Origin of the sequence: Pseudorhodoplanes sinuspersici (assembly GCF_002119765.1) — a bacterium.
Classification (GTDB): Bacteria; Pseudomonadota; Alphaproteobacteria; order Rhizobiales; family Xanthobacteraceae; genus Pseudorhodoplanes; species Pseudorhodoplanes sinuspersici.
Window position 1 is genome coordinate 1,755,456 of record NZ_CP021112.1, and the last position, 26,848, is coordinate 1,782,303.

At 60.6% G+C, this 26,848-nt stretch carries 23 protein-coding genes and 1 tRNA gene; 12 read left to right on the forward strand and 12 right to left on the reverse strand.

All coding sequences use genetic code 11. The annotated features are described in order from the left end of the window. Positions 1 to 65: 65 nt before the first annotated feature. Together CAK95_RS08610 and CAK95_RS08615 are read right to left on the reverse strand one after the other, a co-directional pair. Complete coding sequence (locus tag CAK95_RS08610; protein WP_086087544.1) at positions 66 to 722, reverse strand: class I SAM-dependent methyltransferase; 657 nt, start codon at positions 720 to 722, stop codon at positions 66 to 68. Further along, positions 719 to 1,966 carry a BtaA family protein gene (locus CAK95_RS08615; protein ID WP_425349681.1) on the reverse strand — a complete coding sequence of 416 codons (1,248 nt, stop codon included), beginning with the start codon at positions 1,964 to 1,966 and terminating at the stop codon, positions 719 to 721. The genes CAK95_RS08610 and CAK95_RS08615 overlap by 4 nt, the downstream gene beginning before the upstream one ends. Before the next feature lie 87 nt (positions 1,967 to 2,053). Here CAK95_RS08615 and CAK95_RS08620 point away from each other — a divergent pair, with 87 nt between their 5' ends. Together CAK95_RS08620 and CAK95_RS08625 are read left to right on the forward strand one after the other, a co-directional pair. Further along, positions 2,054 to 2,398: an MliC family protein gene (locus CAK95_RS08620; protein ID WP_086087546.1), complete on the forward strand. Its 345-nt coding sequence runs from the start codon at positions 2,054 to 2,056 to the stop codon at positions 2,396 to 2,398. 76 nt (positions 2,399 to 2,474) lie between these two features. Continuing rightward, entirely contained in the window at positions 2,475 to 3,317 is an 843-nt protein-coding gene (locus CAK95_RS08625) for a hypothetical protein (protein ID WP_157699571.1), read from the forward strand. Between the two features lie 66 nt (positions 3,318 to 3,383). Here CAK95_RS08625 and CAK95_RS08630 read toward each other — a convergent pair whose 3' ends face one another. From CAK95_RS08630 to CAK95_RS08640, 3 genes are all read right to left on the reverse strand, one after another. Beyond that, the gene (locus CAK95_RS08630; RefSeq protein ID WP_086087548.1) at positions 3,384 to 3,899 is read right to left on the reverse strand and encodes a YidB family protein; all 516 of its coding nucleotides are present in this window, start codon (positions 3,897 to 3,899) and stop codon (positions 3,384 to 3,386) included. Between the two features lie 372 nt (positions 3,900 to 4,271). Further along, positions 4,272 to 4,532, reverse strand: coding sequence for a GlsB/YeaQ/YmgE family stress response membrane protein (locus CAK95_RS08635; RefSeq protein ID WP_086087549.1), 261 nt, complete (start codon positions 4,530 to 4,532; stop codon positions 4,272 to 4,274). 398 nt (positions 4,533 to 4,930) lie between these two features. Continuing rightward, positions 4,931 to 5,830 carry a DMT family transporter gene (locus CAK95_RS08640; RefSeq protein ID WP_086087550.1) on the reverse strand — a complete coding sequence of 300 codons (900 nt, stop codon included), beginning with the start codon at positions 5,828 to 5,830 and terminating at the stop codon, positions 4,931 to 4,933. Positions 5,831 to 6,068: 238 nt separating this feature from the next. On the opposite strand from CAK95_RS08640, the gene CAK95_RS08645 reads away from it, so the two are divergent. Beyond that, positions 6,069 to 7,025, forward strand: a complete 957-nt coding sequence (locus CAK95_RS08645; protein WP_086087551.1) for a hypothetical protein — start codon at positions 6,069 to 6,071, stop codon at positions 7,023 to 7,025. Between the two features lie 99 nt (positions 7,026 to 7,124). Continuing rightward, entirely contained in the window at positions 7,125 to 10,577 is a 3,453-nt protein-coding gene (locus CAK95_RS08650; RefSeq protein WP_245303676.1) for an acyl-[ACP]--phospholipid O-acyltransferase, read from the forward strand. 102 nt (positions 10,578 to 10,679) lie between these two features. Here CAK95_RS08650 and CAK95_RS08655 read toward each other — a convergent pair whose 3' ends face one another. Beyond that, complete coding sequence (locus CAK95_RS08655) at positions 10,680 to 11,468, reverse strand: TetR/AcrR family transcriptional regulator (RefSeq protein WP_245303677.1); 789 nt, start codon at positions 11,466 to 11,468, stop codon at positions 10,680 to 10,682. On the opposite strand from CAK95_RS08655, the gene CAK95_RS08660 reads away from it, so the two are divergent. Next, a complete protein-coding gene (locus CAK95_RS08660) occupies positions 11,401 to 12,288 on the forward strand; it encodes a DUF3313 domain-containing protein (protein ID WP_086087553.1) in 888 nt (295 codons plus the stop codon). The genes CAK95_RS08655 and CAK95_RS08660 overlap by 68 nt on opposite strands. A gap of 193 nt (positions 12,289 to 12,481) precedes the next feature. Here CAK95_RS08660 and CAK95_RS08665 read toward each other — a convergent pair. Beyond that, positions 12,482 to 12,557 (reverse strand) — tRNA-Ala (locus tag CAK95_RS08665). 320 nt (positions 12,558 to 12,877) lie between these two features. Between CAK95_RS08665 and CAK95_RS08670 the strand changes: the two genes are divergently transcribed. The 4 genes from CAK95_RS08670 (at position 12,878) to CAK95_RS08685 (ending at position 15,307) form a co-directional block, all read left to right on the forward strand. Then, entirely contained in the window at positions 12,878 to 13,168 is a 291-nt protein-coding gene (locus CAK95_RS08670; protein WP_086087554.1) for a YggT family protein, read from the forward strand. A gap of 27 nt (positions 13,169 to 13,195) precedes the next feature. Then, complete coding sequence (locus tag CAK95_RS08675; protein WP_086087555.1) at positions 13,196 to 13,519, forward strand: DUF167 family protein; 324 nt, start codon at positions 13,196 to 13,198, stop codon at positions 13,517 to 13,519. Between the two features lie 270 nt (positions 13,520 to 13,789). Then, the gene (gene folD, locus CAK95_RS08680; RefSeq protein ID WP_086087556.1) at positions 13,790 to 14,674 is read left to right on the forward strand and encodes a bifunctional methylenetetrahydrofolate dehydrogenase/methenyltetrahydrofolate cyclohydrolase FolD; all 885 of its coding nucleotides are present in this window, start codon (positions 13,790 to 13,792) and stop codon (positions 14,672 to 14,674) included. A gap of 51 nt (positions 14,675 to 14,725) precedes the next feature. After that, positions 14,726 to 15,307 carry a hypothetical protein gene (locus CAK95_RS08685; RefSeq protein WP_245303679.1) on the forward strand — a complete coding sequence of 194 codons (582 nt, stop codon included), beginning with the start codon at positions 14,726 to 14,728 and terminating at the stop codon, positions 15,305 to 15,307. Between the two features lie 152 nt (positions 15,308 to 15,459). On the opposite strand, the gene CAK95_RS08690 is transcribed toward CAK95_RS08685, so the two are convergent. Beyond that, positions 15,460 to 15,969, reverse strand: a complete 510-nt coding sequence (locus CAK95_RS08690) for a GNAT family N-acetyltransferase (protein WP_086087557.1) — start codon at positions 15,967 to 15,969, stop codon at positions 15,460 to 15,462. Between the two features lie 507 nt (positions 15,970 to 16,476). Then, complete coding sequence (locus tag CAK95_RS08695) at positions 16,477 to 17,376, reverse strand: LysR family transcriptional regulator (protein WP_086087558.1); 900 nt, start codon at positions 17,374 to 17,376, stop codon at positions 16,477 to 16,479. Positions 17,377 to 17,771: 395 nt separating this feature from the next. On the opposite strand from CAK95_RS08695, the gene CAK95_RS08700 reads away from it, so the two are divergent. Beyond that, the gene (locus CAK95_RS08700; RefSeq protein ID WP_086087559.1) at positions 17,772 to 18,749 is read left to right on the forward strand and encodes a Bug family tripartite tricarboxylate transporter substrate binding protein; all 978 of its coding nucleotides are present in this window, start codon (positions 17,772 to 17,774) and stop codon (positions 18,747 to 18,749) included. 47 nt (positions 18,750 to 18,796) lie between these two features. Continuing rightward, positions 18,797 to 19,846: an alpha/beta hydrolase gene (locus CAK95_RS08705; RefSeq protein WP_245303680.1), complete on the forward strand. Its 1,050-nt coding sequence runs from the start codon at positions 18,797 to 18,799 to the stop codon at positions 19,844 to 19,846. A gap of 181 nt (positions 19,847 to 20,027) precedes the next feature. Here the strand turns inward: CAK95_RS08705 and CAK95_RS08710 are convergent, their stop codons facing one another. Both CAK95_RS08710 and typA read right to left on the reverse strand, forming a co-directional pair. After that, positions 20,028 to 21,011: a Bug family tripartite tricarboxylate transporter substrate binding protein gene (locus tag CAK95_RS08710; protein WP_157699573.1), complete on the reverse strand. Its 984-nt coding sequence runs from the start codon at positions 21,009 to 21,011 to the stop codon at positions 20,028 to 20,030. A 94-nt stretch (positions 21,012 to 21,105) separates the two neighbouring features. Then, positions 21,106 to 22,932 carry a translational GTPase TypA gene (gene typA / locus CAK95_RS08715; RefSeq protein WP_086091289.1) on the reverse strand — a complete coding sequence of 609 codons (1,827 nt, stop codon included), beginning with the start codon at positions 22,930 to 22,932 and terminating at the stop codon, positions 21,106 to 21,108. Positions 22,933 to 23,286: 354 nt separating this feature from the next. Between typA and CAK95_RS08720 the strand changes: the two genes are divergently transcribed. Beyond that, positions 23,287 to 24,513, forward strand: coding sequence for a cytochrome P450 (locus CAK95_RS08720; protein WP_086087562.1), 1,227 nt, complete (start codon positions 23,287 to 23,289; stop codon positions 24,511 to 24,513). Positions 24,514 to 25,258: 745 nt separating this feature from the next. Here CAK95_RS08720 and CAK95_RS08725 read toward each other — a convergent pair. Further along, on the reverse strand, positions 25,259 to 26,791 hold the full coding sequence (locus CAK95_RS08725; protein WP_086087563.1) for a TAXI family TRAP transporter solute-binding subunit: 1,533 nt from the start codon (positions 26,789 to 26,791) through the stop codon (positions 25,259 to 25,261). Positions 26,792 to 26,848 lie beyond the last annotated feature (57 nt).

Consider the following 26,848-nt stretch of genomic DNA (forward strand, 5'->3'; position numbering starts at 1 on the left):
ATATGACGTTGAAGACGCCAAACGGCAATGTCAATTCAACGGAGAGTTGTTGCGTAGCCGGCGTGTCAGTCCGGCATCCTCAGCACGGCATATTGCGCATAGTCGCGATAGGGCCGGTGGATGGTCAGGATCGCACCGGTCCGCCGGGCGCAGGCCGTCAGCCAGCGCTCGAGCCCGTCGCGCGGGGTGACGTGAAACGCCTTCAGCCAGTGCCGCAACGCGGTACGGAAGAACGACGGCAACCGCGACTGTCCGCCGAAATCGACGATATGCAATTCGCCGCCCGGTGCCAGCAGCGCGACGGCGCGGTCGATGGCGCCGTTCCAGTCCGGGATCATCGAGACGCTGTAGGAGATGAAGATGCGATCGAAGCTCTTGCGGCCGAACAGACGGTCGGGATCGAACGCCGTGGCGTCACCATGCGCGACGCGCACGCGATTTGAGAGGCCGGCGCGGCCGAGCGAGTCGATCGCGCGAGTCAGCATCACGGTCGAGACATCGACGCCGTAGAACCGCGCCGCCGGATAGCGTCTCGCGGCAATCGTCAGGTTGCGCCCCGTTCCGCAGCCGATCTCGAGAATCGCGTCGCCGGAACTCGGGCGCAAACCAGTGATCAACTGATCGCGGCCGAGCAGATAATATTTCCGCGTCAGGTCGTAGATATGATGCTGACGCCGGTAGATCCGGTCCATCAACTGAGTGTTGATGGTGGCTTCGCTCATGACGCATCCCGCAGCGTGTAGAGATGAAAACCGCCATAGATTGCCGAGCGATCGCGCCGCGTGAAATCGCGCGATGCATGCGCCTCGTAAGTCCAGCGATCGAGAACGGCGTCCTCGACGCGGCCCGGCAACAGGCTCGGCTCGGCAGCGGTGCGGAAAATCACGCGCGCGCCCGGTCGCGCGGTGCGGGTGATCTCGCGCCACAGCGCATTGAGCTGCGTGTCGGTCATCCAGTCCTGCGCATCGAGCAGGACGAAGCGATCGGCCGATTCCATCGGCAGGCTGTGCAGATATTCGGTGAAGGACCGGTTCAGCACCTGCGCGCGGTCGGCGCGGTCGCGAATCGTTTCGAAATGTTCGGCGCGCAGATAAGGCGGTAGCGGGCCACGTCCGTCTTTTGCATAGGAGCGACCGAGCGCCTGCCAGGCGAAATAGTTGTCATCGAGGCTGAAATCGCAGGTCAGCTTCTCCATGCGCTGGCGCAGGATCGATGACATGCCGCCGGTGCCGGCGAGCGCCAGCGCCTCATATTGCGCGGGCGGAATGCCGAGGCCGTACAATGAGAATTGCCGCGAGGTGAACCAGCGCACGAAACGCTTGTCGAATAACGGCGCCAGCACCTTGTCGAAATAAACGCGCTGCTCTTCCAGCGTCTGTGCGCGCAGCATGTCGCGCGGATCGACGCCGTAAAGCTTTGCGATCGCGTGGCCGAAGCCGATGAAACGTCCGAGCAGACCATAGCGATAGAGATTGCGGCTGAAGACGGAGATGCGCGGATCGCCGAGGCCGAATTTCTGTCGCGTCTCCCAATAAGCGCGAGTGTCCGGATCGAGAAAGCGGGCGATATGCTGCTGGTAGAGATGGATGTTGTCGTCGCGGTCGGCGGCGCCGAAGAACCCGTAATAGGCCTCGTAATCGGGCAGGCGGCGAATGCCTTCGAGCTTCAGCCGGTTGAGCGCGATATGGGCGCGGCTGAGATCGAGTGCGGTGATCTTTTCGGGGCCCGCGACCAGGTAGGACAGGACATTGCAGCCGCCGGACGCGATGGTGACAACATGGTTGCCGGGCTGGATCGCCAGCGCCTCAAGGTCGATTTCCGGGTCTTCCCAGATCTGCGGATAGACCATGCCCTTGAACAGCCGGGCAAAGGCGGCTTCGAGCAAGCCCTCGCGGGACAGCAGCGTATTGCGGCGCACCGCCTGTTTCAGACGCTCGTCGGCCGTTGCCATCGCGCTGGTGGCCAATGCAATCTCCTGATATCGAATCGGATGCGCGATCTAGCGTCTAGCCAGTGATAGTTTGATGACAGAGGCGCATGGAAGGGTACGCCCATGATTCAGAATGGAATCGATATCTCGGCATCTTCAACGTCACGTCATTGTCACATCGGCGCTTGCCTTGCTGCCACCGCGGTGCTGATGACCGCCAGTCTTCCGGCGCAGGCGCAGACTTTCGTTCGCTATCTCTGCGCGGATGGCACGCCGGTCGTTGCCGCTTTTTATCCGCAAGACAGAACTGCCCGCATCCAGGTCGACGGCAAGGCGCTGGCGTTGCCGCAGCGGCTGTCGGCAGACGGCGGGCGCTATGCCAAAGGCGGCGTGTCGTTCTGGATCAAGGGCCAGCAGGCGACCTTGAAGCGGCCGAAGACCAAGCCGACGATCTGCAAGGTGCAGTGACGCCATCAGTTTAGAATTGCGATAATGAGCGGCCGGACAGCGCGCGAATCATCGCCGTTGCGGGAACAAAAAACAATTGCAATGGGCTTTCAGGCCGACTATCGACTGCTGGTCGAAAGTCATTTTAGAAGTTCTGTTTGGAATAGTTCGTTTTTTGAAAAAAATCATTGTGCATGCCGGCTTTCACAAGACCGGTACGACCTCAATCCAATCATTTTTGAATCGGAACCGCCACGTATTGCGTGCGGCCGATATCGATTTTTACTCAGGTCGATATATCAGCAATAATCATGTCGAGCTTCATGCCGCGTCAATGCGCGACGAGCGAATGTCGAGTTGGAAGAAGGCGTCGGGTTTTCGGTCTTCCGCGATGTTCCCTGTCATCGCAGCGCAGATCAAAGAGGCAATCGACGCATCGCCATGCAAGACAATTCTGTTCTCGGCGGAGGGCATTTCTTACCTTCGTTTCGAAGATGAGATCAGGCGGCTTCACGATCTTCTCGGCCGACGACAGACGTCCATTATCATTTATCAGAGAGAACGGTCAGCATGGCTTGAGTCATTCAAGGCTCAACTGTCAACGCACATCCCGTTCTCAACGGACAAAGACGCATTCAACTATGTCGAGCCTGACACGTGGCTTCTCGATTTTGAGACGCGTATCGGAGCTTTTCAAAAAGCATTTGGCGCCGAAAACGTAACCGTTGTCGATTACGATGGAGAGGTTACCTTGCAAGGCTCGGTCATTCCTTCATTCCTCTCAGCAATTGGCGCTAGGAAGGTCTTCCACGCTGCCGATTGGGAGGGAGTCTGGGAGAACAAGAGGCAACAATCCAGAATTTCGATTGCGACCGCGGTATCTCCGCGCCTAGATCATGCTGTCGATAATAGTCGCCGGCGATGGCAAGAAAATCCATGATCTGCAAACGCAAAACGCCCGCGTGGTGCGCACGCGGGCGTCGAGCAAAGATCGCACCTTGGCCGCTTACGCCGACAGCCGCCCTTCCGGCGTGTATTTATCGACTGCGGCCGGCAATTCGCGCGACAGCCGGTTCAGCAATTCGTCCTGACTGAGACCGGTCGCCCGCGACAGTGTCTGCAGGACTTCGGGACCGATCGCGGTTTTGAGATCGGTCGGTGCGATATCCTTGTTCGGACCTTTGCCAACCCATGAATCGGCGGTGTCTTTGTGACCCGCGTTGTTCATCCGGTCCATCAATTCGCCGAGACCGCCGGTGAGAAGGCCGCCGGCGCTGGCGCCGCCAAGGATGTCGCGCAAGCCGCCAAGCTGGCCCTGTCCGGCAGTCTGGCCCGTGACCTGTCCTTGCGGTGCCTGACCCTGCGCGACCTGCCCTTGCGGTGTCTTGCCGCCGGCGGGCGCCGCACCGCCGCCAGAGAAATCTTTCAAAATCTCAGCGATCTTGTCTCTGTTCTGATAGCCGGCAATGGCGATCAGACCCAGCAGCGCCGTCATCGAAGGAAATCCGCTGCGCTCGCTCATGTTGCTCTCCGTTGATTGATGCGACTGTCTTGTGCACCGTTTCCGAAGTTCGTGCTGTATCCGCGGCGATCTCATACACGAACTTCGGAAACAAAGGTGCACTAGCAAGTCTACGATTCCAGTGCCGCTTTTGATTTTGAAGTTCCTGACAGAAGCTTGATGCAAATGGTCAGGAACTTCAAAATCGCGGCACTCGTGTCGTGGTTCAGAAATTCGCGTCACAAACTGCCGCGAGTCCTTCAAGCGAATGTTCTGAACCAAACGACACTAGAATGTTGAATTTGCTAGTGTCCTTCGAATCCGAAGTTCGCTCTCGAGGGTGCTGCAAAAATCAGGCGAACTTCGGATTCGGGACACTAGTCAGCTCGCAATTCAAACAGTGCTTCTGCGGCTTGCGATCATTCCCCAGATAAAGAGAACGATGATCGCGCCGACGACAGCGCCGATCAAGCCTGCGCCCTCTCCTGCGTGATACCAGCCGACAGCCTGACCAAGGAATGTGGCGACAAACGCGCCCACGATGCCGAGGATCGTTGTCAGGATGAAGCCCGACGGCTCGTTGCTCCCCGGCATAATGAATTTTGCGATAACGCCGGCAATAAACCCGATGATGATGGTCCAGATAATGCCCATGGCTAGCTTCCTCGTGCTCGCTAACGCGTCATGATGACGTGCGTATGCACGCCACTGCATTCGATCGCGATGATTTTGGATCGGATCGATCCAAAATCATAAACGTGATCGATTCTAAGACGTTAGAGCATGATGTCGTCCGAAAACCGCTACGCACTTTTCGGCATCATGCTCTAGTGGTCCGATTCTAACATTCGCATCCCTTCTCGGCAGGCTCTTTTTGCGAATGTTAGAATCAAAGGACCACTAGCAAGTATTGGATTCTAGTGAAGCTTTGGATTTGACATTCGCTTGACGAGCCCGCGGCTAGGTGGGAGCGAATGTCAAATCCGCTCCACCAGCCGACTATTCAAGAACTTGAGGCCTCACTGGTTCCATTCAGGCTCAAGGTTGCGGTCTCAAGGCTTCAGCGCAAACCGGAAGCCGACGCCGACAATGGCGAGGCCAGCGAGCTGTGCGATCGTCGGGACTTCGCCGAGAATCAGGAATCCGATCAGCACGGTGAGGGCAGGGACCAGAGCCGGAAAGGTCGAGGCGCGGCCGGCGCCGAGCGCCGTCACCGCCCGGCCGAACAGGTAGAGCGCCAGCAATCCAGAGAAGATGCCCTGGACGGCGATTTGAATGAGGTTTTCCGTCAGCCCGACGGAGATCATCTGGTCGAACCCGAACAGAACCGCGTGCAGCGGTGCGTAGATCAACAGCGACAAAGTGCCGACGATTCGCGCGGCCATGATGCCGCTGGTGCGCCATTTGCGCAGGCAGGTGGTAAAAACCGCCCACATCAGGCCGGCGGTCGCGAACAGCAGATCGCCGGTCCATGCATTGCCGCCGATCGTGGTGACAGCTTCTCCTGCCAGCACCGCCAGCCCGAGAATGATGCCGATCACGCCGATGATGCGCGATCCGCTCAGCTGCTCGCCGAGGACCAGATAAGCGAGTAACAATCCGCCCAGGGCGGCGCTCGCTGGATGAATGACCGCGCCGTGGCCAAGCGGGGCGAAAAAGAAACCGCTATAGCTGGCGATGGCCTGCAACGGCCCGGCCAGCACGAGAATCACCAGCCCGCGCCACCAGCCCACGCCGCCGAGATCGGCAAAGCCGACGCGCGCCATCATCGGCAGCAGCAACAGGCCCGACCAGACGAATCGGTGGAAGGCGAGATCGGTGGGCGCCAAGCCTATGGCGATGCCGTGCTTGGCGACGACCAAGCCCAGCGCCCAGCATGTCGCTGCGGCAATGCCGCACAGGGTGCCAACGGTCGTTGCCGATAACCCGGCGTGGGAGCTGCTGTCTTGCACGTATCAAGGACCAAGGAGTGGGAGGCCCCCGATACAGACTGACATGGTCTTTGACCATCCATAGCCGTCAGGCAGCTGCCATGTTCTCGGATCGGGCTTGGCCGCGGATGGCCGGTCTCAAACCCGTCCGATCTCAAGGGTTTGACGGATCGGGGCGGGCTCTCTAACGTCTGCATCGTCGTGGGGGGCCCTGCGGCGCAAGACCCAATCAAGCGGCATCGCAGGCTTCCTTATCTCAATGAAGACCATCAGTGCATTTCTGCTATCGGCGCTGATCGCAGCGGCTGCGATCGCGGGTGCGGTTGTTTTCCTGTCCAAGATGTGTGCGAGTGACGTGCCGGCCGGTCCGGCGCGCGCGACACCGCGTCTGCCGATCCATTTCCAGAATTCCGGTTCTGAGGCGCAGAATTCTGGGGCAATTGTTGAACACGCGGTGCTGACGCGCGATGGCCTCGACGCGCTGCTCCGGAATGCGCAGGCCAAGGCGCCGGCTGCGGCAGAGAGCACCTGGTTGCGGCGCTTCATCTGCGACACCCGGATCACCGACGCGATCCTCGCAGCCATCGCACTGTTTCTGCTGCTGGTCGGCCTGTTTCATGTGCTCTGGATGCGAGCGGCAATTCGCGCCTCCGAGCGCACCGCCAATCTCGTCAATGAAGGGCTGATCTCGTCGCAGCGCGCTTACGTATTCTTGCGCGAATTGCAGGTCGCGATGACCAAGAATCCACTCAACGATGAAATCCAGACCTGTGCCATTCAGCCGATCTGGGAGAATGCCGGCACGACACCGACGCGGCACGGCCGCGCCCACGTGAACTGGAAATATTTCGAGCGCTCGGTGCCGCCGGAATTCGACTTCGCCGATTTTGATGAGGTCGGTAACCGCATCACGTCGTATGACGACTACAAGCCGTTGATCATTGGCCCGCGCGCAACCGCTTTGTCACCGGTCATCACCATCGAGCCGGCAATTCTGCGTCAGGTACGCGACCTCCAGGGCAAGCTGCTGATCTGGGGCTGGGCCGAATATGACGAGGTGTTCGAGGACGCCCACCGCCACCGCACCGAATTCGCCTATCTCGTCGTGGTATCCGGCTCGCCGGCGAGCCATGTGGGATTCAGCCAGTACAGGCTCCATAACGGCGTGGACGGCGACTGCATGAAGCAGCCAACTGAGTCGGCCCGGCCGGTCTGAGCGCTGTTTTTGCAGATTTTTCAAGGCGATCGCCCGTACCGGTGGTTGTTGAAATCTGCTAGAACGGCGCCGGTTTTGGGAAAATGGTGACTGACGCGCATGGCCGACAAGTCCAGTCCGTTGATGCTGTCCTGGCGCTTTGCGCCGTTGTTCTGGTGCCAGTTCTTCTCGGCATTCAACGACAACTTCCTCAAGAACTCGATCGTCTTCCTGATTCTGTTCCGCATTCACGCGGGCGCCGGTGCCGTTGACGGATCGCAGGGCGAAGCGCTGATCACGCTGGCCGGCGCGATTTTCATCGCGCCGTACTTTTTCCTCTCTGCGCTGGGTGGAGAAATCGCTGACCGCTTCGACAAGGCGGTGATCGCGCAACGGCTGAAATTCGTCGAGATCGCCATCGCTGCGATCGCGGTCGGTGGCTTCCTCATCCATTCTCTGGTCGTTCTGTATGTTGCCCTGTTCGGGTTCGGTGTGATTGGTGCGCTGTTCGGCCCGATCAAATACGGCATTCTGCCCGATCATCTCGAGCGCCGTGAATTGCCGGCCGGCAATGCTCTGGTTGAAGGCGCAACCTTCATCGCCATCCTGCTCGGCACCATCGTCGCCGGCATCGCCGCTCACGGCGGCGGCAGCCCGATCGGCTTCTCCGCGCTGGTCATGTTCTTTGCGTTGCTGTGCTGGCTCGCAGCCCTGTTCATCCCGCGTACCGGTGAAGCCGCGCCCAATCTCATCATCAACAAGAACATTGCCTCTTCGACCTGGTCGCTGATCCAGCATCTGCGCAGCGATCACCGGCTGTGGTGGGGAGCACTGGTCACAAGCTGGTTCTGGCTGTCCGGTATCGTGGTGCTGTCGCTGTTGCCGCCGGCGGTCAAATCGCTGCTCGGCGGCAACGAGGAAACGGTCACCGCCTATCTTGCGGTTTTCTCGGTCGCGGTGGCGATCGGCTCCGGTCTTGCGGCGTGGCTGGCCAGCGGCCGCATCATTCTGCTGCCGACCCTGCTCGGCGCATTGCTGCTCGGCTTCTTCGCCGTCTTCATGGGCTATTCGCTGTATGGCGTGACGCCGGCGACGCAGTTTGCCGGGCCGCTGGAAATCCTCACGTCGCCGCGCGGAATCAAGGTGGCGATTTCGTTGATGGGCCTCGCCATCGGCGGCGGCCTGTTCATCGTGCCGGCCTTTGCCGCCGTGCAGGCCTGGTCGGCTGCCGATCGCCGCGCCCGCGTGATTGCCGCGGTCAACGTGCTCAATGCCTTGTTCATGACCGTCGCGACATTGTTCGTCGCGGTGCTGCAGAGCAATGGTGTAACAACGCCACAACTCCTCATCGGCCTCGGCGTGGCCAATTTCCTGGTTGCCATTGCCATCGGCATCACCATGCCGACCCGGCCGTTCAACGACGCCCTGTCGATCCTTTACCGCACCTTCTTCCGCGCCGAAGTGCACGGCCTCGACAACCTGCAGAAGGTGACGAGCCCGAATGTCATCCTGGCGCTCAACCATGTGAGCTTCCTCGACGCCGGCATCGCGCTGTCGCTGCTCGGTCGCAATCCGCTGTTCGCGATCGACACGTCGATCGCGCAGAAATGGTGGGTGCGCCCGTTCGCGCGCATGACGCGGGCGCTGCCGATCGATCCGCTGAAGCCGATGGCGACGCGCACCTTGATCCAGGCGGTGCAGGCCGGCGACACGCTGATCATTTTCCCGGAAGGCCGTCTGACGGTCACCGGCTCGTTGATGAAGGTCTATGACGGCGCCGGTCTGATTGCCGACAAGTCCGACGCGACCATCGTGCCGATCCGCATCGAGGGGCTTGAGCGTTCGTATTTCACGCGTCTGCATGGCGACCAGATCCGCAAGCAATTATTCCCGAAGGTCCGGGTCACGGTGCTGGAGCCGACCAAGCTCAATCTCGATCCGGCCCTGCGCGGCAAGGCGCGGCGGCGCGCGGCGGGCGCTGCGCTCTACGACATCATGTCGGACATGATCTACAAGACCACGCCGACCGACCGCACCATCCATCAGGCGGTGGTCGATGCCGCAAAAGAACACGGCATGAAGACGGTGGCGACCGAGGACATGGTCACCGGTTCGCTGACTTACAAGCGCCTCTTGCTCGGCGCGCGCATTCTCGGCAAGAAGCTGATGCCGCTGGCCGAGGTCGGCAAGCCGCTCGGCGTCATGCTGCCGAATGCCAATGGCGCCGTCGTCACGATCTTCGGGTTGATGTCAGCGGGCCGTGTGCCGGCGATGATCAATTTCACCGCCGGCGCCAGCAACATTCTCGGCGGCTGCCGCGCGGCCGGCATCGATACAATTGTCACGTCCCGTGCCTTCATCGAGCGCGGCAAGCTGGAGCCGTTGCTCGAGAAGCTCTCGGCCGAGGTGAAGATCGTCTATCTGGAGGATGTCCGCGCAACGCTTGGCCTGTTCGACAAGCTCGACGGCATGCTGAACTACAAGAAGTCGCTGGTGCAGCGAAAGCCGAATGACTGGGCCGCGATCCTGTTCACATCGGGATCGGAAGGCGTGCCGAAGGGCGTCGTGCTGTCCCATCGCAACATCCTGACAAACGCGGCGCAGGCGCGGGCCCGCATCGACTTCAACCGCACCGACAAGGTGTTCAACATCCTGCCGGTCTTCCATTCATTCGGGCTGACCGTCGGTGTGATCCTGCCGATCGTCTCGGGCGTGCCGATCTTCCTGTATCCGTCGCCGCTGCATTATCGCACGGTGCCGGAACTGGTTTACGTCACCAACGCGACCATCATGTTCGCCACCGATACGTTCCTGAACGGTTATGCGCGGGCCGCTAACCCGTACGACTTCCGCTCGATCCGCTACATGCTGGCGGGCGCCGAGCCGGTGCGCGAATCCACCCGGCAGCTCTATCTGGAGAAATTCGGCATTCGCATTCTCGAAGGCTATGGCGTGACCGAAACCGCGCCGGCGCTCGCGCTGAACACGCCGATGTTCAACAAGTTCGGCACCGTCGGCCGGCTGTTTCCGGGCATGGAAGCCAAGCTGGAAAAGGTGGAGGGCGTCGACGAGGGCGGCCGGCTGTTCGTCAAAGGGCCGAACGTCATGCTCGGCTATCTGCGGGTCGAGCATCCCGGTGTGCTGGAACGGCCACCGGAAGGCTGGCACGATACCGGCGATATCGTCACCATCGATGCGCAGGGCTTCATCAAGATCATGGGCCGCGCCAAGCGGTTCGCCAAGGTCGGCGGCGAGATGGTGTCGTTCGCGGCGGTGGAAGCACTGGCTGGCGAACTGTGGCCCGACGCCGTGTCGGCGGTGGTGTCCGTCCCCGATGCGCGCAAGGGCGAACGGCTGTTGCTCTATACGAACAAGGAAAAAGCGACACGCTCCGATTTCATCGCCTTCGCGCGTGAGCACCACGCGTCAGAGCTGATGATTCCGGCGGAAGTGATCTACAGGGAAAAACTGCCGATGCTGGGATCGGGCAAGGTCGATCTTCTGACACTGGCGAAGATGGCAAAGGAAGAACGCGCGCAAGCGGCGCAGCCGCGGCCGGTGGTGCCGGCTTAAGATATGGTCCATACCGGTCTGCGGATAGGGCATCCTGCTTTGTGGTTGGCACGCGCGTTCGTGTGAGTTTCCGATGTCATGCGCCGCGCCGATTACGGCCTGTCAATCCTTTGCGCCGATCTCCGCCTTCAAGTCATGGAAGGCATCTCGAATATGGCTGGCCAAGGGGCGCTTGCCATTCTGCTCGGACCACGCACCAACGGCGACGCGCATGGCCCCGATTGACGCCATGGTGACAAGACGCAGCCGCGCGCGCCGGCTTTTTGCCGGCCAGATCTCGCACAATGTCTCGAAGATGGCTTGTTCGAATTGCAAATCTTTGCGTCGCTTGACGCGCAGCGTCATGCTTTCGTGCATAAAGCGTACGATTGCCAGAAGCTTGGATGTCTCGATGCGACCGAACACCTTCGTCAGTGCATCCTGTACAGTGCCGAGCGGTGTGGACGCGGTGCTTTCTCTCACGGCCGTTTTCAGGGCTTCGGCAAAGACACCGACATAAGCAAGGATGATGTCCTCCTTGCTCTCGAAATAATAGAAGAACGTGCGCCGGGAAATTCCGGCCTCGGCTGCGATCTCATCAAGCGTCGTCGCGTCATAGCCCTTGGCCATGAACAGGCCGAGTCCAACCTCGGAGATGCGTTGAAGCGTCTCGCGGCGCTTCCGCTCGCGCAAACCCTCTTTTCTTGAATCCGCGACCACCTGCATTGGGCTTCTTTGCCATGATTCCGGATAGAGTGCAAAATTACACCAGAGTGTAAATTTAGCCTTGTACGCGCCACAATCATATCTACACTCGGTGTAATATTTTGGGGGGCGGAATACTATGTCGTTTGATCGTCGCGGCCGGCAGGTGCAACGTTTTGCGCGCCGAACCGGCAAGTCCGGGTTCAAGTCGTGTGTCTCTTTGGCGGCAGCTTCGCTGCTCTCCGCTTGCGCAACCGCCCCGCTGGAGCAGGCGGGAAGTCTTCGATCTTACGAGAACCTCAAGCCGTCAGACGGGGTGGTGACGCGATCCCTTCTGAACTTGAACAAGGACGACGTTCTGGCGGCCAAGACCGTCAAGATCATTCCGACCTCGTTTTCAGCCGCTGCGGCGAGCGTGCCGTTCACGGCCACGCAACGCAGACTGGTCACCAATGCGGTCGATCGCTCGCTGTGTGCCGGCCTCAGTCACCGCTTCGAGGTGGTGGACAGTTCACAACCCGCGGACCTGACCGTGCAGGCCGTCATCACGCATGTCACGCCGACGGATAAAGCCGCTGTCGGGCTGTCCAAGGGCGCCTCGATCGCCAAGACGATCTTCCTCCCGGGTGTGCCAGTGCCGATCCCGCGCGTGCCGGTCGGACTCGGCAGTCTGTCGCTTGAAGCAGAGGCGCGCAATCACAGCGGCGACCAAAAAGCTGCGATGGTCTGGGGCCGTGGCGCGAGCGCGCTGTTCGGAGGCTCAGGGCGAATGTCGGAGGAAGGCGATGCCTATACGCTGGCCGCTGCGTTTGGCGAGGACTTCAGCAAGATGCTGGTGACTGGCTCCACACCGTTTGGCGGTTCGCCAACCCTTCCGCCGGCTGAAAGCCTCGGCCCGCTGTTTGGAGGAAAGCACAAGTATCCGGCGTGCGAAGCGTTCGGGCGCTTTCCCGGTCTGGCCGGTGTGCTGGGCGATCAGATGGCGCTGCCGCCCGAATGGACCGACAAGGGGCCTGTCACGCCGTGATCAGGCGACCTTTGGTTGTTCGAGAATGATCTCGCCACTCCGTTGAACTGTGATTGCATACCGGCCGAAAGAGAGCCTGCAGGCGCTGCTCAAGCACGGATCCCCGTGCAAACGCGCCGGCGGGTCTTTCGTCCGGGCAAGGCACCCCGCCGTTTGGTTCAAATTATTCGATAAATCAAATGCTTGGTAGGTTTGGTGGAGCCAGGCGGGATCGAACCGCCGACCTCGTCATTGCGAACGACGCGCTCTCCCAGCTGAGCTATGGCCCCGCCTTGGGACGTCGCCGTATCGTGTACGGGACGTGACAAAATGGGCGAGTGCGGCCATTTAGGCCGCGCATTTCGGCAAGTCAAGGATGCCCGCAAGATGCTTTCGAGGTGCTCTGTTGCCGATGTGGCGTCCTTGAGCGTCCACCACCGCTTGTCGGGGATCGGCGGAACCGATACATCTTCAAAGATCAGCATGATTTTGGATCGAATCGATCCAAAATCATAAACGTGATCGATTCTACGAGCATGATGTCATCCGAAAACCGCTTCGTACTTTTCGGCATCATGCTCGCTCCCGCTCTGAGAAAAGAAAACGTGCAATGCGCTCGATTCTCGACGTCATCCTTCTCGTCCTCCAACTCTATGTCTGGTTGCTGATCGCCTCAGCGATCCTATCGTGGCTGATCGCCTTCAACGTGGTGAATACCCGCAATCAGGTCGTCGCCACGATCGCCGATTTTCTCTGGCGCATTACCGAACCGGTCCTGAAACCGGTTCGTTCATTTATGCCCAACCTCGGCGGTATCGACATTTCGCCGGTGATCGTGATCCTGATCATCTTCTTCCTGCAGAGCGTCATCACCCGCTACATCTATCCCAACGTGTTCTGACGTGCGGTTGGGCCACGGCCCTGACGCATGAACGCGACCGGCCAACGTCCCTGGACCGTCACGCCGTCAGGGCTTGTCGTCACGATACGCCTGACCCCAAAGGGTGGGCGGGATGCGGTGGACGGCATCGCGACACTCAGTGATGGGCGCGTGGTGCTGAAGATGCGCGTGCGGGCTGCGCCCACCGATGGCGAAGCGAATGCCGCGCTGATGGCCTTTCTGGCCAAGACGCTTGACGTCGCGCGCCGCGCGATGACATTGGCCGCCGGGGAAACCGCGCGCATCAAGCGCATTGAAATCGATGGCGATGGCGCTGCCTTGGCGGCTCGTCTGGAACAGCTCGTGCGGTGATGCTGACATCCCGATCACCCGAGCGGCATTCTCTATCATCGGAACGTCAGAACCAAAACCGCACGAGCTCAAAAGTTGCTCGTGTTCTTTTGTTTCCGACGCTCGTATGAGAGATTGAGGCTAAGAGCCTTTCCGGCTTTGATGGAATCAAAGCCGGGCCTCCAGCTTATTGTTTTGACGCGTTTTCTTCACGCGAGCCGGTATCCACTTCGCTTGAAAACGCTTTAAGGGTGCGAGCGTCGGACACAGGACACGAGTGACGGACGGGACATGACCGCAAAGATCATTGACGGAAAGGCGATCGCGCAGGAGCTGCGCGGCAATATCGCGAAAGCGGCGGCCGAGCTGGCCAAGGATCACGGCATCGTACCGGGGCTTGCCGTGGTGCTGGTCGGCGCCGATCCGGCGAGCGAAGTCTATGTCCGCTCGAAATCGAAAGCCGTTACCGATGCCGGCATGAAATCCTTCGATCACAAGCTGCCGGCCGACACATCGCAGGACGATTTGCTCGCGTTGATCAAGCAGCTCAACGAAGACAAGAATGTGCACGGCATTCTGGTGCAATTGCCGCTGCCGTCGCAGATCGATTCGACGCTGGTGTTGAATTCGATCGATCCGAACAAGGATGTCGACGGCTTCCATCCCGTCAATGCCGGACGTCTCGCCACCGGCCAGCGCGCGCTGGTGCCATGCACGCCGTTCGGTTGCGTGATTCTTGCGAAGAAAATGCATTCGTCGCTGTCGGGCATGAATGCGGTGGTGATCGGCCGCTCCAACATCGTCGGCAAGCCGCTGGCGCAATTGCTGCTCGCGGAAAATTGCACGGTCACCGTCGCGCATTCGAAGACGAAGGATTTGCCGGGCGTGTGCCGCGAAGCCGATCTTCTTTTCGCTGCGGTCGGACGGCCGGAAATGGTCAAGGGCGACTGGATCAAGCCGGGTGCGACCGTGATCGATGTCGGCATCAATCGCGTGCCGGGCGAGGCTGGCAAAACGAAGCTGGTCGGCGACGTGGATTACAAGGAGGCGCTGGCGGTGGCTGGCGCGGTGACGCCAGTTCCCGGTGGCGTCGGGCCGATGACCATCGCCTGCGTGATCCTCAATACGCTGCGCGCCGCCTGCGCATCGGCAGGCTTGCCGGAACCGAAGGTCTGATTGAACCTTTCCGGCCGGACGGCGACTAACGTGTCCGGAAAGGGAAGATCAGTGAAGCACCTGTTGTTCGCGGCCGCTCTCGGCCTCATCTCGCAAGCATCGATCACGCCGGCGTTGAGCCAGCAGGTTTTCAGCGTCTACACGTCGTTCGACGCCGACAAGACCTGCAAGCACAAGCGCGGCCGCGAGGTCGAGGATTACGGCTCGTGGAGCTGTCCGGGCCATGGCGGGCTCAACGTCTATCTCAGCGCCGGCGACCAGCGCATGCAGGTGAGCTTCGGCCGCAACGAGCGTGCGGCTTCGCGTGAAGTTGCCGCGTCCGAGACCTTTCCGGGCTTCAACAGCGTCTATCAAGGGACAGTGGAATGGCGCATGGAAAAGCTGCCGGATGGCAAGACGCGGCCATTCGCAACCATCCTGCGCTGGAACACGCGCACCGAGGCCGACGCTGAACGTGATGATGGCAAATCGACCGGGCGCACGCTGGTTGTGACGCGCCTCAATCCCGGCGGCGTGTGTCATGTCGGCTATGTCGATGCGCGGAAGCCAGATGCGAATGACGCTGCACGCAAGCTTGCGGATGAGAAGGCGCGCAGCTTCAAATGCGGCGTGGATGCGCCGGTCACACACTGAAGCACCAAGCACCGGCCTTTCACCGCGCTTGTAGATGCATTGAGGATTGGTGAAGTCTAATTTCTCCGCTCATTCCCGCGAAGGCGGGAATCCAGCTTTCTGACTCTGGGTCCCCGCTTTCGCGGGGGCGAGCGGAGAGAGTGATGCGCGCGTTACGACTGCCAGGCGAAGGCGACTTTATCCAGCACCTTGGTGCCGAAGCGCTCCGATGAGCGCGCGACGGCGCGGCCGCCAAGAGCGCGATAGAATTCAACCGCCGGATCGTTATCCGACAGCGCCCAGATCACGAGGCTCTTCAAGCCGCTTTGCGCAAGGTCGCGACGCGCGGCCGTGAACAGACGCCGGCCGAAGCCCAGGCCCTGAAATTCCGGCTTCAGATAAAGCTCGTAGATCTCGCCATCGTAATAGAGGCTGCGCGCGCGGTTGCGGCCGTAATTCGCATAGCCGGCGACCGTATCGCCGAATTGCATCAGCGCGATGCGGCTGCCTTTACGAATTGCCGAATGCCACCAGTCAGGGCCGCGGCGGCTGATCAGCTTGTCGAGTTCGGTGCCGGGAATGATTCCCTGATAGGCGGTGCGCCACGCTTCATCATGGGCCTGCGCGACATCTTCCGCGTCGGCCAGCTTTGCACGTCGAATCTCGATAAGGACCGTACTCATGGCAGCATATGAGCAAGCGGCGAGTCGGCCTTCAAGCCCTGTGTTTAACGTTCGGTAAACGGTGTGGATTTTTTGCACCGGTATGTTCCCGGGATTGGAAACGTCCCGAACAGGGCCGTCGGTGAGAGCGTCCGACTGAGACCGGCTGGAAAAATCGCCTTTCCGGCCCGTTTTTATTAGGTTTTTTCTTCTCTCGCCGCGCGTGAGCCAAAGGTTCTTCAGCGCGCGAGCCACGCCTTGTCCCATCTCAGGACAACGGGGGTTCCGCAGCGGTGCAATTTTTGGGCGCGGTCGCTGGCCCGATGGGCCTGGAGTCACCGATCACGAAACATTGCAAACCACTGAAAAGGCGGTGAGGCGGGCTGAAGCTGCGCCGCTTAGAGCCCTTCCGGCTTTGATGGGATCAAAGCCGGGGCTCCCGCTTATGGCTTTGATGCGCTTTTTGAAAAGCTTGCACTGGGTTGCATCGCGTTTCCTCCGTCCCGCGGGAGCGGGCGCCCGGCAAGCTCACCCCTCCGACCACGTCGTCATCAGCATATCCAGAAAACGTTGCGCAGCCGGCGATAATTGCCGCTCGCGACGACGTACGACGCCAATGGTGCGCGACACTTGCGGATTCTCGATCGGCTTGGTCACGATAATCGGATGCTCGCCTTGAGGCGTCGCGAGCTGTGGCAACACCGAAATGCCGAGGCCGGCTTCCACCAGTCCGAGCGACGTCGATAGATGGGTCACTTCGTAGAACCAGCGCAGACTCACGCGTGATCGCACGAGCGCGGCTTCGAGCAAGGTGCGGTTGCCGCTGGCGCGGCTGACCGTCACAAGATGGTAGGGCTCAATGTCCGCCCATGCGACGATGTCACGCGCAGCGAGCGGATGATCGCGTCGGCAGGCCAGCACGAACGGATCTTCGATCAACGCGTCGAACGTCAATTCGGGATCGGCCGAGCCGAGCAGATTGATTCCGAATTCGGCTTCGCCGCGTGCGACGCTTTGCAGGCCATCATTGGCCGACAGATCGAGAATGCTGAAACGCACATTCGGATATTGTTCGTTGAAGCGGGCAATGACTCGCGGAAGAAAATAGAACGCCGCCGTCGGCAGACAGGCGATGGTCACTTGCCCGGTCTGCCGCTGACCCAACTCGCGCATTGCGAACAGCGACGAATCGAACTCGTCGAGCATGCGACGGACGAGCGGTAATAATTCACGGCCAACCGCGGTCAGCGCCACGCGGCGCGTTGTGCGTTCAAGCAGCGCGGCGCCTATCGAACCTTCCAGCTTCTGGATGCGCCGGCTCAAGGCCGGTTGCGACATGTTCAGCGCCGCTGCGGCGCGGTGGAAGCTCTCCAGCTCGACCACCGTCAGAAAGGCGCGCAGATCGAGCGATTCGTAATTGATGCTCATATTGCATTAATAGCACAGATATTTGCATTTCACATGCGTAATCACCCCTGCCACTTTGCCGCCGATTTTTGAAGAGGACGGCAAGAGGACAGGCGGTTTTGGCGCCCCGCGCACTTCGCATAACAGCGCCCCCGCGCATCTCCTGTGTGGACGGTATGAGGGGCGATCACACGCTGGGACGGTCGCCGTCATTGTGCGCAATCCGTGCCGGTGTCGCTGATCACGATGAGGACACCCGAGCGGGCGGATCGAGATCCATCTGTCATTGGCGCCAGGTGGTTCGGTTCAGCGCGCCAGCGTGATCCATACGGCGCGCCGCATGTTCGAAGGTCACGTCATTATTCCGACCGATGCGCTTTCGCATCCAACTCAGAACGAAACAGGGAGACCCACCCATGATCACACGACGACTATTCTGCAAGAGCCTTCTCGCGGCCCCCGCCATCGTCACTTCGCCTAGCGTCTTCGCGCAATCATTTCCGAATCGTCCGCTGCGGCTGATCGTTCCCTATGCCGCAGGCGGCGGCACGGATGCGATTGCGCGACTGGTCGCGCAGGCCATGGGTGAGAAACTGGGTCAGAGCATTGTCGTCGAGAATATCGCCACCGCCGGTGGCAATATCGCAACCCAGACTGCAGCCAGTGCGGCGCCGGATGGCTATACGATTCTGATGGCCAATCAGGGTCCAATGGCGGTCAACCCGCATATGTTCAAAAGCCTGAAGGTCGACACACTGACGGCCTTTGCGCCGATCACATTGATCGCGGCGACCCCGCTCGTGGCCGTGGTGCCGCAGCAATCCAAATTCAAGACGATCAAGCAGCTCGTGGAGTTTGCGCAGGCCAATCCGGGTAAGCTTGCCTATGGCTCGGCCGGCAATGGTTCGGCCAGTCACCTTGCGACGCTCTTGCTCAATGTGATTGCGAAGATCGACACCGTGCACGTGCCCTATCGCGGTGCCGGACCCGCGATCAGTGATCTTCTCGGCGGCCAAACACAATTCATGATCACCACAATTCCATCGGTGAGCGGCCTGGTCGAAACCTCGCAGATGCGGGCGCTTGCGGTGACCAGCAAGCAGCGCGTGCCGACCATGACCGAGGTGCCGAGCATCGCTGAAAGCGGCTGGCCGGACTATGAAGCGAGTGCCTGGTACGGCTTCGTGGTGCCGAAGGGAACGCCGCAGGAGCTCGTCGATATGCTGCAGAAGGCGACGGTCGAAGCGATCAATGATGCAACCGTTCGCTCGCGTTTAGCCAATGAAGGCGCCACGCCCGTCGGAAATTCGCCGCAGGAATTCGGCGCTTTCATCAAGGCGGAGCACGCGCGCTGGGCCGATATCGTGAAGACGGCAAATATGGCGCTGAACTAAGCCGATAATTTCGACTGGCACAAAAATCACAAAACGAGGAGGAAACAGTGAAGCTTGCAATAAGGTACGCTTTGGCTGCGCTTATGGTGGCGCCGTTTTTCGCTCTGTGCGCTCCGGCGCATGCCGAGGACGCGCCGATCAATCTGAAAACGATGGGATCATTTCACGTCGGTGGCCGGCTGGTCGAGATCAGCGGCAAGCCGGTGAAGGAGATGTTGTTCTCGCCCGGTGGCGTGCCGGTCAAGGTTGATCCGAATGGCACGTACCAAGTCGAGCAGATGTACGTGCAGTATTTTATTCCAGCGAACGAGCGCGGTCGTGTGCCACTCCTGATGTGGCATGGCGGCGGTTACACCGGCGTCACCTACGAGAGCACGCCGGATGGCCGTGAAGGCTGGCTCAATTATTTTCTGCGCAAGGGCTGGGCGGTCTACAATTCCGATGCCGTAGAACGCGGCCGTTCGGGCTGGGCGCAGTATCCCGACATCTTCAAAACCGAGCCGGTTTTTCTCACCACCGCCAATCCATTCGAGCGTTTCCGCATTGGTGCCGGTGAGGGTTCCTTCTCGCAGGATCCCGCCAAGCGCCGTTACCTTCCAGGCAATCAGTTTCCTGCGGAAGGTTACGACAACATGATGAAGCAGATCGTGCCGCGTTGGACGTCGACCGATGAAGCGATCTTCGCGGCATATCTGGCGGAGGTCGATAAGGTTTGTCCGTGCGTGATCCTGTTCCACAGCCAGGCGGGGCCGTTCGCATTCAAAGCGGCGCAGGCGAAGCCTGACAAAGTCAAGGCATTGGTTGCGGTCGAGCCCGCGCAGGTGGGCGATCCCGACAAGGTGGCGGCGTTGAAGGGAATTCCGACGCTGATGGTCTATGGTGATTTCATCGCGCAGGATAAACGCTGGCCGACGATCCGCAAAAATGGTTCGGCATTTGCTGAAAAGATTCGCGTGGCCGGCGGCAGCGTCGATGTCGTGGATCTGCCTGCCATCGGGATCAAGGGCAATTCGCATTTTCCGATGATGGACAGGAACAATCGCGAGGTCGCCGATCTGATTCAGAAATGGCTCAGCGATAAAGGATTGTACAAGTAGTCTCGCGTTGATCTGAAATGCATCGCGGGCCGGTTGAAGCCGGCCTGCGATGTTAAAGCATTTTCGAGCGAGGTGGGTATCGGTTCGTGTGAAGAAAATGCGTCAAAACAAAAAGCTAAAGCCCTGGCTTTGATTTCATCAAAGCCGGAAAGGCTTCTAGCGTGTGCTCGGTCGACGGGATTTAATCGATCCGGATATTGAGATCGGCGATTAGCGGTCCCCATTTCTTGCGCTCGTCGGCGATGAAATCCGCAAAGCTCTTGCGGTCGGACAGGACCGGCTCGGCGATCAGCGCGGCAAGGCGCTCTTTCACGGCCGGCTCCTGCACCGCCGCTCGCACGGCTTCTTCGATTGTGCCGGCGATAGCGTCCGGCGTGCCCGCGCGCACGACAATGCCGAACCAGGACACAGTGTCATAGCCCGGCACCGTCTGCGCCACCGGCGGCAGGTCGGGCAATTGCGAGAAGGGTTTGCTGGTGGTGATGGCTAGCGCCTTCACCGTGCCGCCGCGCACCTGGCCGATGATCGAGGTGGCATTGTCGAACATGAGATCGACCTGGCCGGCGAGCAGATCGTTCACCGCCGGCGCGCTGCCGCGATAGGGAATGTGCTTGATGTCGACACCAGCCATACGCTTGAACAATTCCGCCGACAGATGGACGGTCGTGCCGTTGCCGGACGAGGCATAGTTGAGCTTGCCGGGATTGGCCTTGGCATAGGCGATCAGTTCCTGCACCGAATTGACCGGCAGATCCTTGCGCACAACAAGAATGTTCGGGACATTCGCCACCTGCGCGATCGGCATCAGATCCTTCTCGGGATCATAGGCGAGCTTGGCGTAGAGATATTGATTGATCGCGATTTGCGGCGCCACGACGAGGATCTGCGAACCGTCGGCGGGGCCTTTGGCAACGCGGTCCATACCGATATTGGCGCCGCCGCCCGAGACATTCTCAACGACCACGGACGTATTCCATTTCGCCTGCATGCGATCGGCGATGATCCGGCCGATCACGTCGGTTGCGCCGCCTGCGGCAAAGGGAACGACGGCCTTGATCGCACGGCCGCCGGGATAGGCGGCTTGCGCTGATGCGGAGCGGGCGAACGGCGCGAGGGCGGTTGCGGCAAGTCCGGCTGAAACCGCGCGGCGCGAGATGTTTTTCATTTTTGCTTTCCCCTCTCGTGGATTTGCATCGTCGGTCAAAAAAGCTGCAGGCCGCGCCTTGCACGGCGCAGCCTGCATGTCTTGGTGAGGTGGCCTAGACCGTTTCGGCTTCCTTGCGGCGCTCTTCGCGCTTGCGATCGTTCGGATCGAGCAGCTTCTTGCGCAGCCGGATCGACTTCGGCGTGACTTCGACCAGTTCGTCGTCCTGGATGTAGGACAAAGCCTTTTCCAGCGTCATGCGGATCGGCGGCGTCAGCCGCACCGCTTCGTCTTTCGAGGTGGTGCGGATGTTGGTGAGCTGCTTGCCCTTCAAGACGTTGATTTCGAGATCGTTGTCGCGCGTATGTTCGCCGACGATCATGCCGCGATAGACCTTCCAGCCGGGTTCGATCATCATCGGGCCGCGATCTTCCAGCTTCCACATCGCGTAAGCGACCGCGTCGCCCTGATCGTTGGAGATCAACACACCGTTGCGGCGACCGGCGATTTCGCCTTTGAACGGCGCGTAATCATGGAACAGGCGGTTCATGATCGCGGTGCCGCGCGTGTCGGTCAGAAGTTCGCCCTGATAGCCGATCAGGCCGCGGGTCGGTGCGTAGAACACAAGGCGCGTGCGCCCGCCGCCGGAGGGCTTCATCTCGATCATGTCGGCCTTGCGTTCCGACATCTTCTGCACGACCACGCCGGAATGTTCTTCGTCGACGTCGATGACCACTTCTTCGATCGGTTCTTCCAGCTGGCCGGCGTCGTTGCGGCGGAGCAGAACCTTCGGCCGCGACACGGAGAGTTCGAAGCCTTCGCGGCGCATCGTCTCGATCAGAATGCCGAGCTGCAATTCGCCGCGTCCGGCGACTTCCATCGCGTCCTTGTCGTCGGATTCGAAAACGCGCAGCGCGACGTTGCCTTCCGCTTCGCGCAGCAGGCGATCGCGGATCATGCGGCTGGTCACCTTCGAGCCTTCGGTGCCGGCGAGCGGGGAATCGTTGACGCGGAAGGTCATCGCCAGCGTCGGCGGATCGATCGGCTGCGCGGCCAGCGGCTCGGTCACGTCTGGCGCGCAGATGGTGTTGGCAACGGTCGCTTCCGGAAGACCCGCGATTGAAACGATATCGCCGGCTTCGGCCTCATCGAGCGGCGTGCGCTCGAGACCGCGGAAGGCGAGCACCTTGGAGATGCGGCCTTCCTCGATCACCTTGCCGTCGCGATCCAGAACCTTCGCCATCTGGTTCGGCTTCACAGTGCCGGAGAAGATGCGGCCGGTGATGATGCGGCCGAGGTAAGGGTTGGATTCCATGATGGTGCCGAGCAGGCGAAACGGACCTTCCTCGATCTTCGGCGCCGGCACATGCCGCACGACGAGATCGAACAGCGGCTTCATGCCTTCGTCCTTCGGGCCGTCTTCGGAGAAATTCATCCAGCCTTCCTTTGCCGAACCGTAAAGGATCGGGAAGTCGAGCTGTTCGTCGGTGGCGTCGAGCGCGGCGAACAGATCGAACACCTCGTTGACGACTTCGTTGGCGCGCGCGTCGGGGCGATCGACCTTGTTGATCGCGACGATCGGCTTCAGGCCCATCTTCAGCGCCTTGCCGACCACGAACTTGGTTTGCGGCAACGGGCCTTCCGCGGCGTCGACCAGCACGATCGCGCCATCGACCATGTTGAGGATGCGTTCGACCTCGCCGCCGAAATCGGCGTGGCCCGGCGTATCGACGATGTTGATGCGGATGTCGTTCCAGACGACTGACGTCGCCTTGGCGAGAATGGTGATGCCGCGCTCGCGTTCCAGGTCGTTGGAATCCATCGCGCGTTCGGTGACGCGCTGGTTCTCGCGGAACGTACCGGATTGCTGCAGGAGGCGGTCGACCAGTGTGGTTTTGCCATGGTCGACATGCGCGATGATCGCGACGTTACGGAGGTTCATATGCTGGGTCCAAAAACAAAAACGCGGACCCATTCTGTTTATGGGGGTCCGCTGCTATTGCGGCGCAATATAGTCAGGACGCGCCCCGACGCAACCAAAGGCTTAAGTGATGCGCATTTGGGCTTAACTAGGATTTTAATCTGTAGGGTTCCAGCCTCGCCTTTTCCGCTTGTCCCCGCGAAGGCGGGGACCCAGAGTATTTTGGGAGGGAGCGGTGCCTGGGCTCCGGATTCTCCGGGATTGATAACAAACGCGCATAAATCGATAAAAATTTCGCCGCTTGTTCCCATAAATATTCTCGCTCAGCATCCATGCACCGCCCGGTTTCCGGCGCCTGACGCGAGGGTCTGCTGCATGCAACGACGCCCTTCCTCGGATATCGATCTTTTCGACACCCCTGTTATCGAAAATTCCTATCCCGCCTTTCGGGCGTTGCGAGACATCGGTCCGGCCGTCTGGCTCACCAAACACAATGTCTGGTGCATCACCCGCTACAACGAAGTGAAGCAGGTGCTGGGTGACTACCGCACCTTCACCACATCGAAAGGCGTGGCGATCGATCCGGCGGTGAACGAGGCCACCTCGGGGCCGGGCCGCGCCAATTCGCTGACCAGCGATCCGCCGTTGCACGACGAAATCCGCCGGATCACCAGCAAGCCGCTGCTGCCGCGCGGGCTGAAGGAAATTCAGGCAACGATCGAGGACACCGCGCGCAAGCTGGTCGACGACATCTGCACCAAGCGCCATGTCGACGGCATGGCGGATGTCGCGCATGTGCTGCCGCTGACGATTGTGTCGGATCTCGTTGGCCTTCCCGAAGAGGGAAAGCAATCCATGATCCGATGGGCTGCGGCGACGTTCAACGCCATGGGGCCCATGAATGAACTCGGGCAAAACGCGTTGCCGCAAATCCGCGAGTTGCATCAGTTCTGCATCAACGACGCGGTTCCGGGCCGTCTGAAGCCCGACGGATGGGCCGACAGGATTTATCAGGCGGCGGCGCGCGGCGAGATAAAGGTCGAGCAATGTCCGGGCATGATGCGCGAATATATCGGGCCAAGTCTCGATACGACGATCTTCGCCACCGGCCATCTTCTCAAATTGCTGGGCGAGCATCCCGATCAGTGGCAATTGCTGAAGGCCGATCGCGCGCTTATTCCGAATGCCATCAACGAGGCGCTGCGTTTCGAGGCGCCGATTCGTTTGTTCAGCCGCTATGTGCGCACCGCATCGACTTTCGGGGACGTCACCATTCCGGAAGGCGACCGGCTGCTGGTGCTCTACGCGTCAGCCAATCGAGACGAGCGCAAATGGGATAACCCGGACCAATTCGACATCACGCGCAAGGCTAACGATCATCTGTCATTCGGCTACGGCATTCATACCTGCACGGGAATGCATCTGGCGAAGATGGAGATTACCGCCTTGTTGTCGGAATTGCTCAATCGCGTCGATCGGTTCGAGGTCGGCCAGCCAACGCTATCCTACAACAACACATTGAGAGGCTACGATTCGCTGCCGATGACGGTCTATCCGGCGGAAACGGCGCAGGCGGAGCACGCGGCTCTGGTTGCGGGGTAGGCTGTTTAATTAGCCGCTGTCATTCCGGGGCGCTGCGCAGCAGCGAGCCCGGAATCCAGTCCTTTCTTCCGTCAGTGCGATTCCTGGATTCCGGGTTCGCAGCACGCAGCCAAGTTTACGCTGGCTGCGTAAACTTGCCAGCGAGGCTGCGCCCCGGAATGCCATCACAAATCCCGGCTTGACATTCCCGCGAAAATAGGAATATAGTCTCTTATCCCGTCCCGTTGAAGGGGCGTCTGATCAAGCGTCACAAGACGCGGGGCGGGGAGCGGTGGTCTTGGCGCAGGCGGACGTAACCTGCGGCAAGGCCGGTTCAAGCCTTCGCTCCGTCGGGCTGGCCGCCCGGCAAGGAATACGGTGGAGGATTGTCCACCGGGGACGAAGGAGCAGACCGTCACACACCGCGCGCGGGACGCCGACGTTTTCGGCGGTTCGTGGTGCTACCCAATCTCATGCGCTTTCCATTTTGCGCATGGGGCCGCGGGCAGGCTGAGAGCCCGGCGTTCCGCGCGCCCTTCTCTTGAGGGGCATGAAGCGGCGATTGGAATACGGGCGCGCCCGCGCCGGCGAAAGAACAGGGCCGATTTCGCGCGTCTTGTTCTACCCCCCTCCTTGTGGGGAGGGTCGCCGAGCATAGCGAGGCGGGGTGGGGGTAATTGCTGTTATTCACCGCTGCTACCCCCCCAACGCCTCCGCTTTCAGCGTCGGCATTCGACCCTCCCCACAAGGGGGAGGGTAAGGGCGGCTAAACAACTGGAGCCAGAGCGTGGGCCTTCAAGGAGATCGCATCCAACGCATCCAGCGCGGCCTGCCGCTCCGCAATCGCGTGGCGGACCTGTTCGGCGGCCAGTTTGAGGGCGTCGGCGCGGTTCTGTCCGAGTTTCCCAGCGCCCAACTGGCGGATGGCGCGGGCCATGATGTCGTCGATCTCGGTGCGGAGGATGTCGAGTTCCAGCGTGTCATCGGCGGTGCGGGCCCGTCCGATCATCGCGATCAGCGCCTCCAGGTCATTGCGATTGCTGGCAGAAGCGCTGGTGCGGGCAAAGCTCGTCAGCCAGGCGGCGCCCGAGCCGACGAACGACATCAGCATCAGGCCCCAATAGAGCGTGTCGCTGTAACGGTCGAAGAAGGTCTTCTGCTCGCCTTCGAGATAAGCAAGAGCGCCTGGATGCACGGCGAGGCTCGCGGCTTTGTCGGTGTCCGGAGCCTCGATCTTGGTGAAGGTCGGAATGTCGCTGCCCAGCGCCTGTTTGGCCGCGAACAGCCAGCGGGTGAAATCGCCGGCGACCTTCTCGTCCATGGTGCGGTTGGCGACGATGTAATGGGCAAAGCCGATGGTCTCGACCGCTTCCGCCGGTCGCGAGCCGCCGAAGACGCCGGCTGGAATCTCTGTCGATTCGTAAACCGGCTTCTGCTGCTTGATCGCTTCCGACGAACCGACTTCGAGAAAGGTCGGCGGCTCCTTGCCATGCGAGATCGCGGCGACGGCCTCCGCCGTGGTCTTGCTGCCGACCGAACCGACGGCCAGCAGCGCATCGAATTTCGCAGCTCGCAGTTGCGTCGTCAGGTCTTCCGGCGAGAACTGGATCACCTGCACCGTCTCGGGCGGGATTCCCGATTGTGTGAGAATGGTGTGCAGCATGGCGACATTGGCCGGGGCGTGTCCAATGATGCCGATGGTCCTGCCGCTCAGCTCCTCGATCTTGGTGATGGCTTCAGGCTTTTTGGTTGCCGTTTCCGCGTCGCCGGCATCCGTCTTTGCAGCTGTCTTCGCTTTTGGCCGCACCTTGGTGCTGCGCGCATTTTTCGCTGCGACGGTTGGAGCGGACGGTGTTTCTTGCGGCGATGGCACCATCAGCACCGCAATGTCGTGACGCTGGATGGCGATGACCTGTCCGTTTTTCGGCATCGCCAGATCGCGGCGGACGACGGCGAGATCGACAGCATTGCGGTCCAGCGCCTCGGCGCTTTCAGCCGGACCATTCTCGCGCACGATCTTCAGCCGGACGCTGGCCTGCTCGCGCGCCAGATGCTGCGCCAGTCCCTGCATCATACGGGCGTCTTCGCCATCGCCGGGCCCGACAGCGATTTTCAGCGTCGCCGGCCGCGACTGGATGTAAGCGACGACGGCTCCGGCGCCTGTGGCGGCAAGGAGAAGGCCGATCACGATGAGTGCCGTGTGCTGAAACATCCGCCGCATACGGTCCCGAAAGGTCAACCGGGGCGGCGATTCGTCGGCCGGCGGCAAAAACTTCACATGGCGATAGTGAACGTTCATGACCGCTGTTCTGGGCGCGAGGCCCAAGGTGATCGCCTCGCACGGCTATGTCTGGAA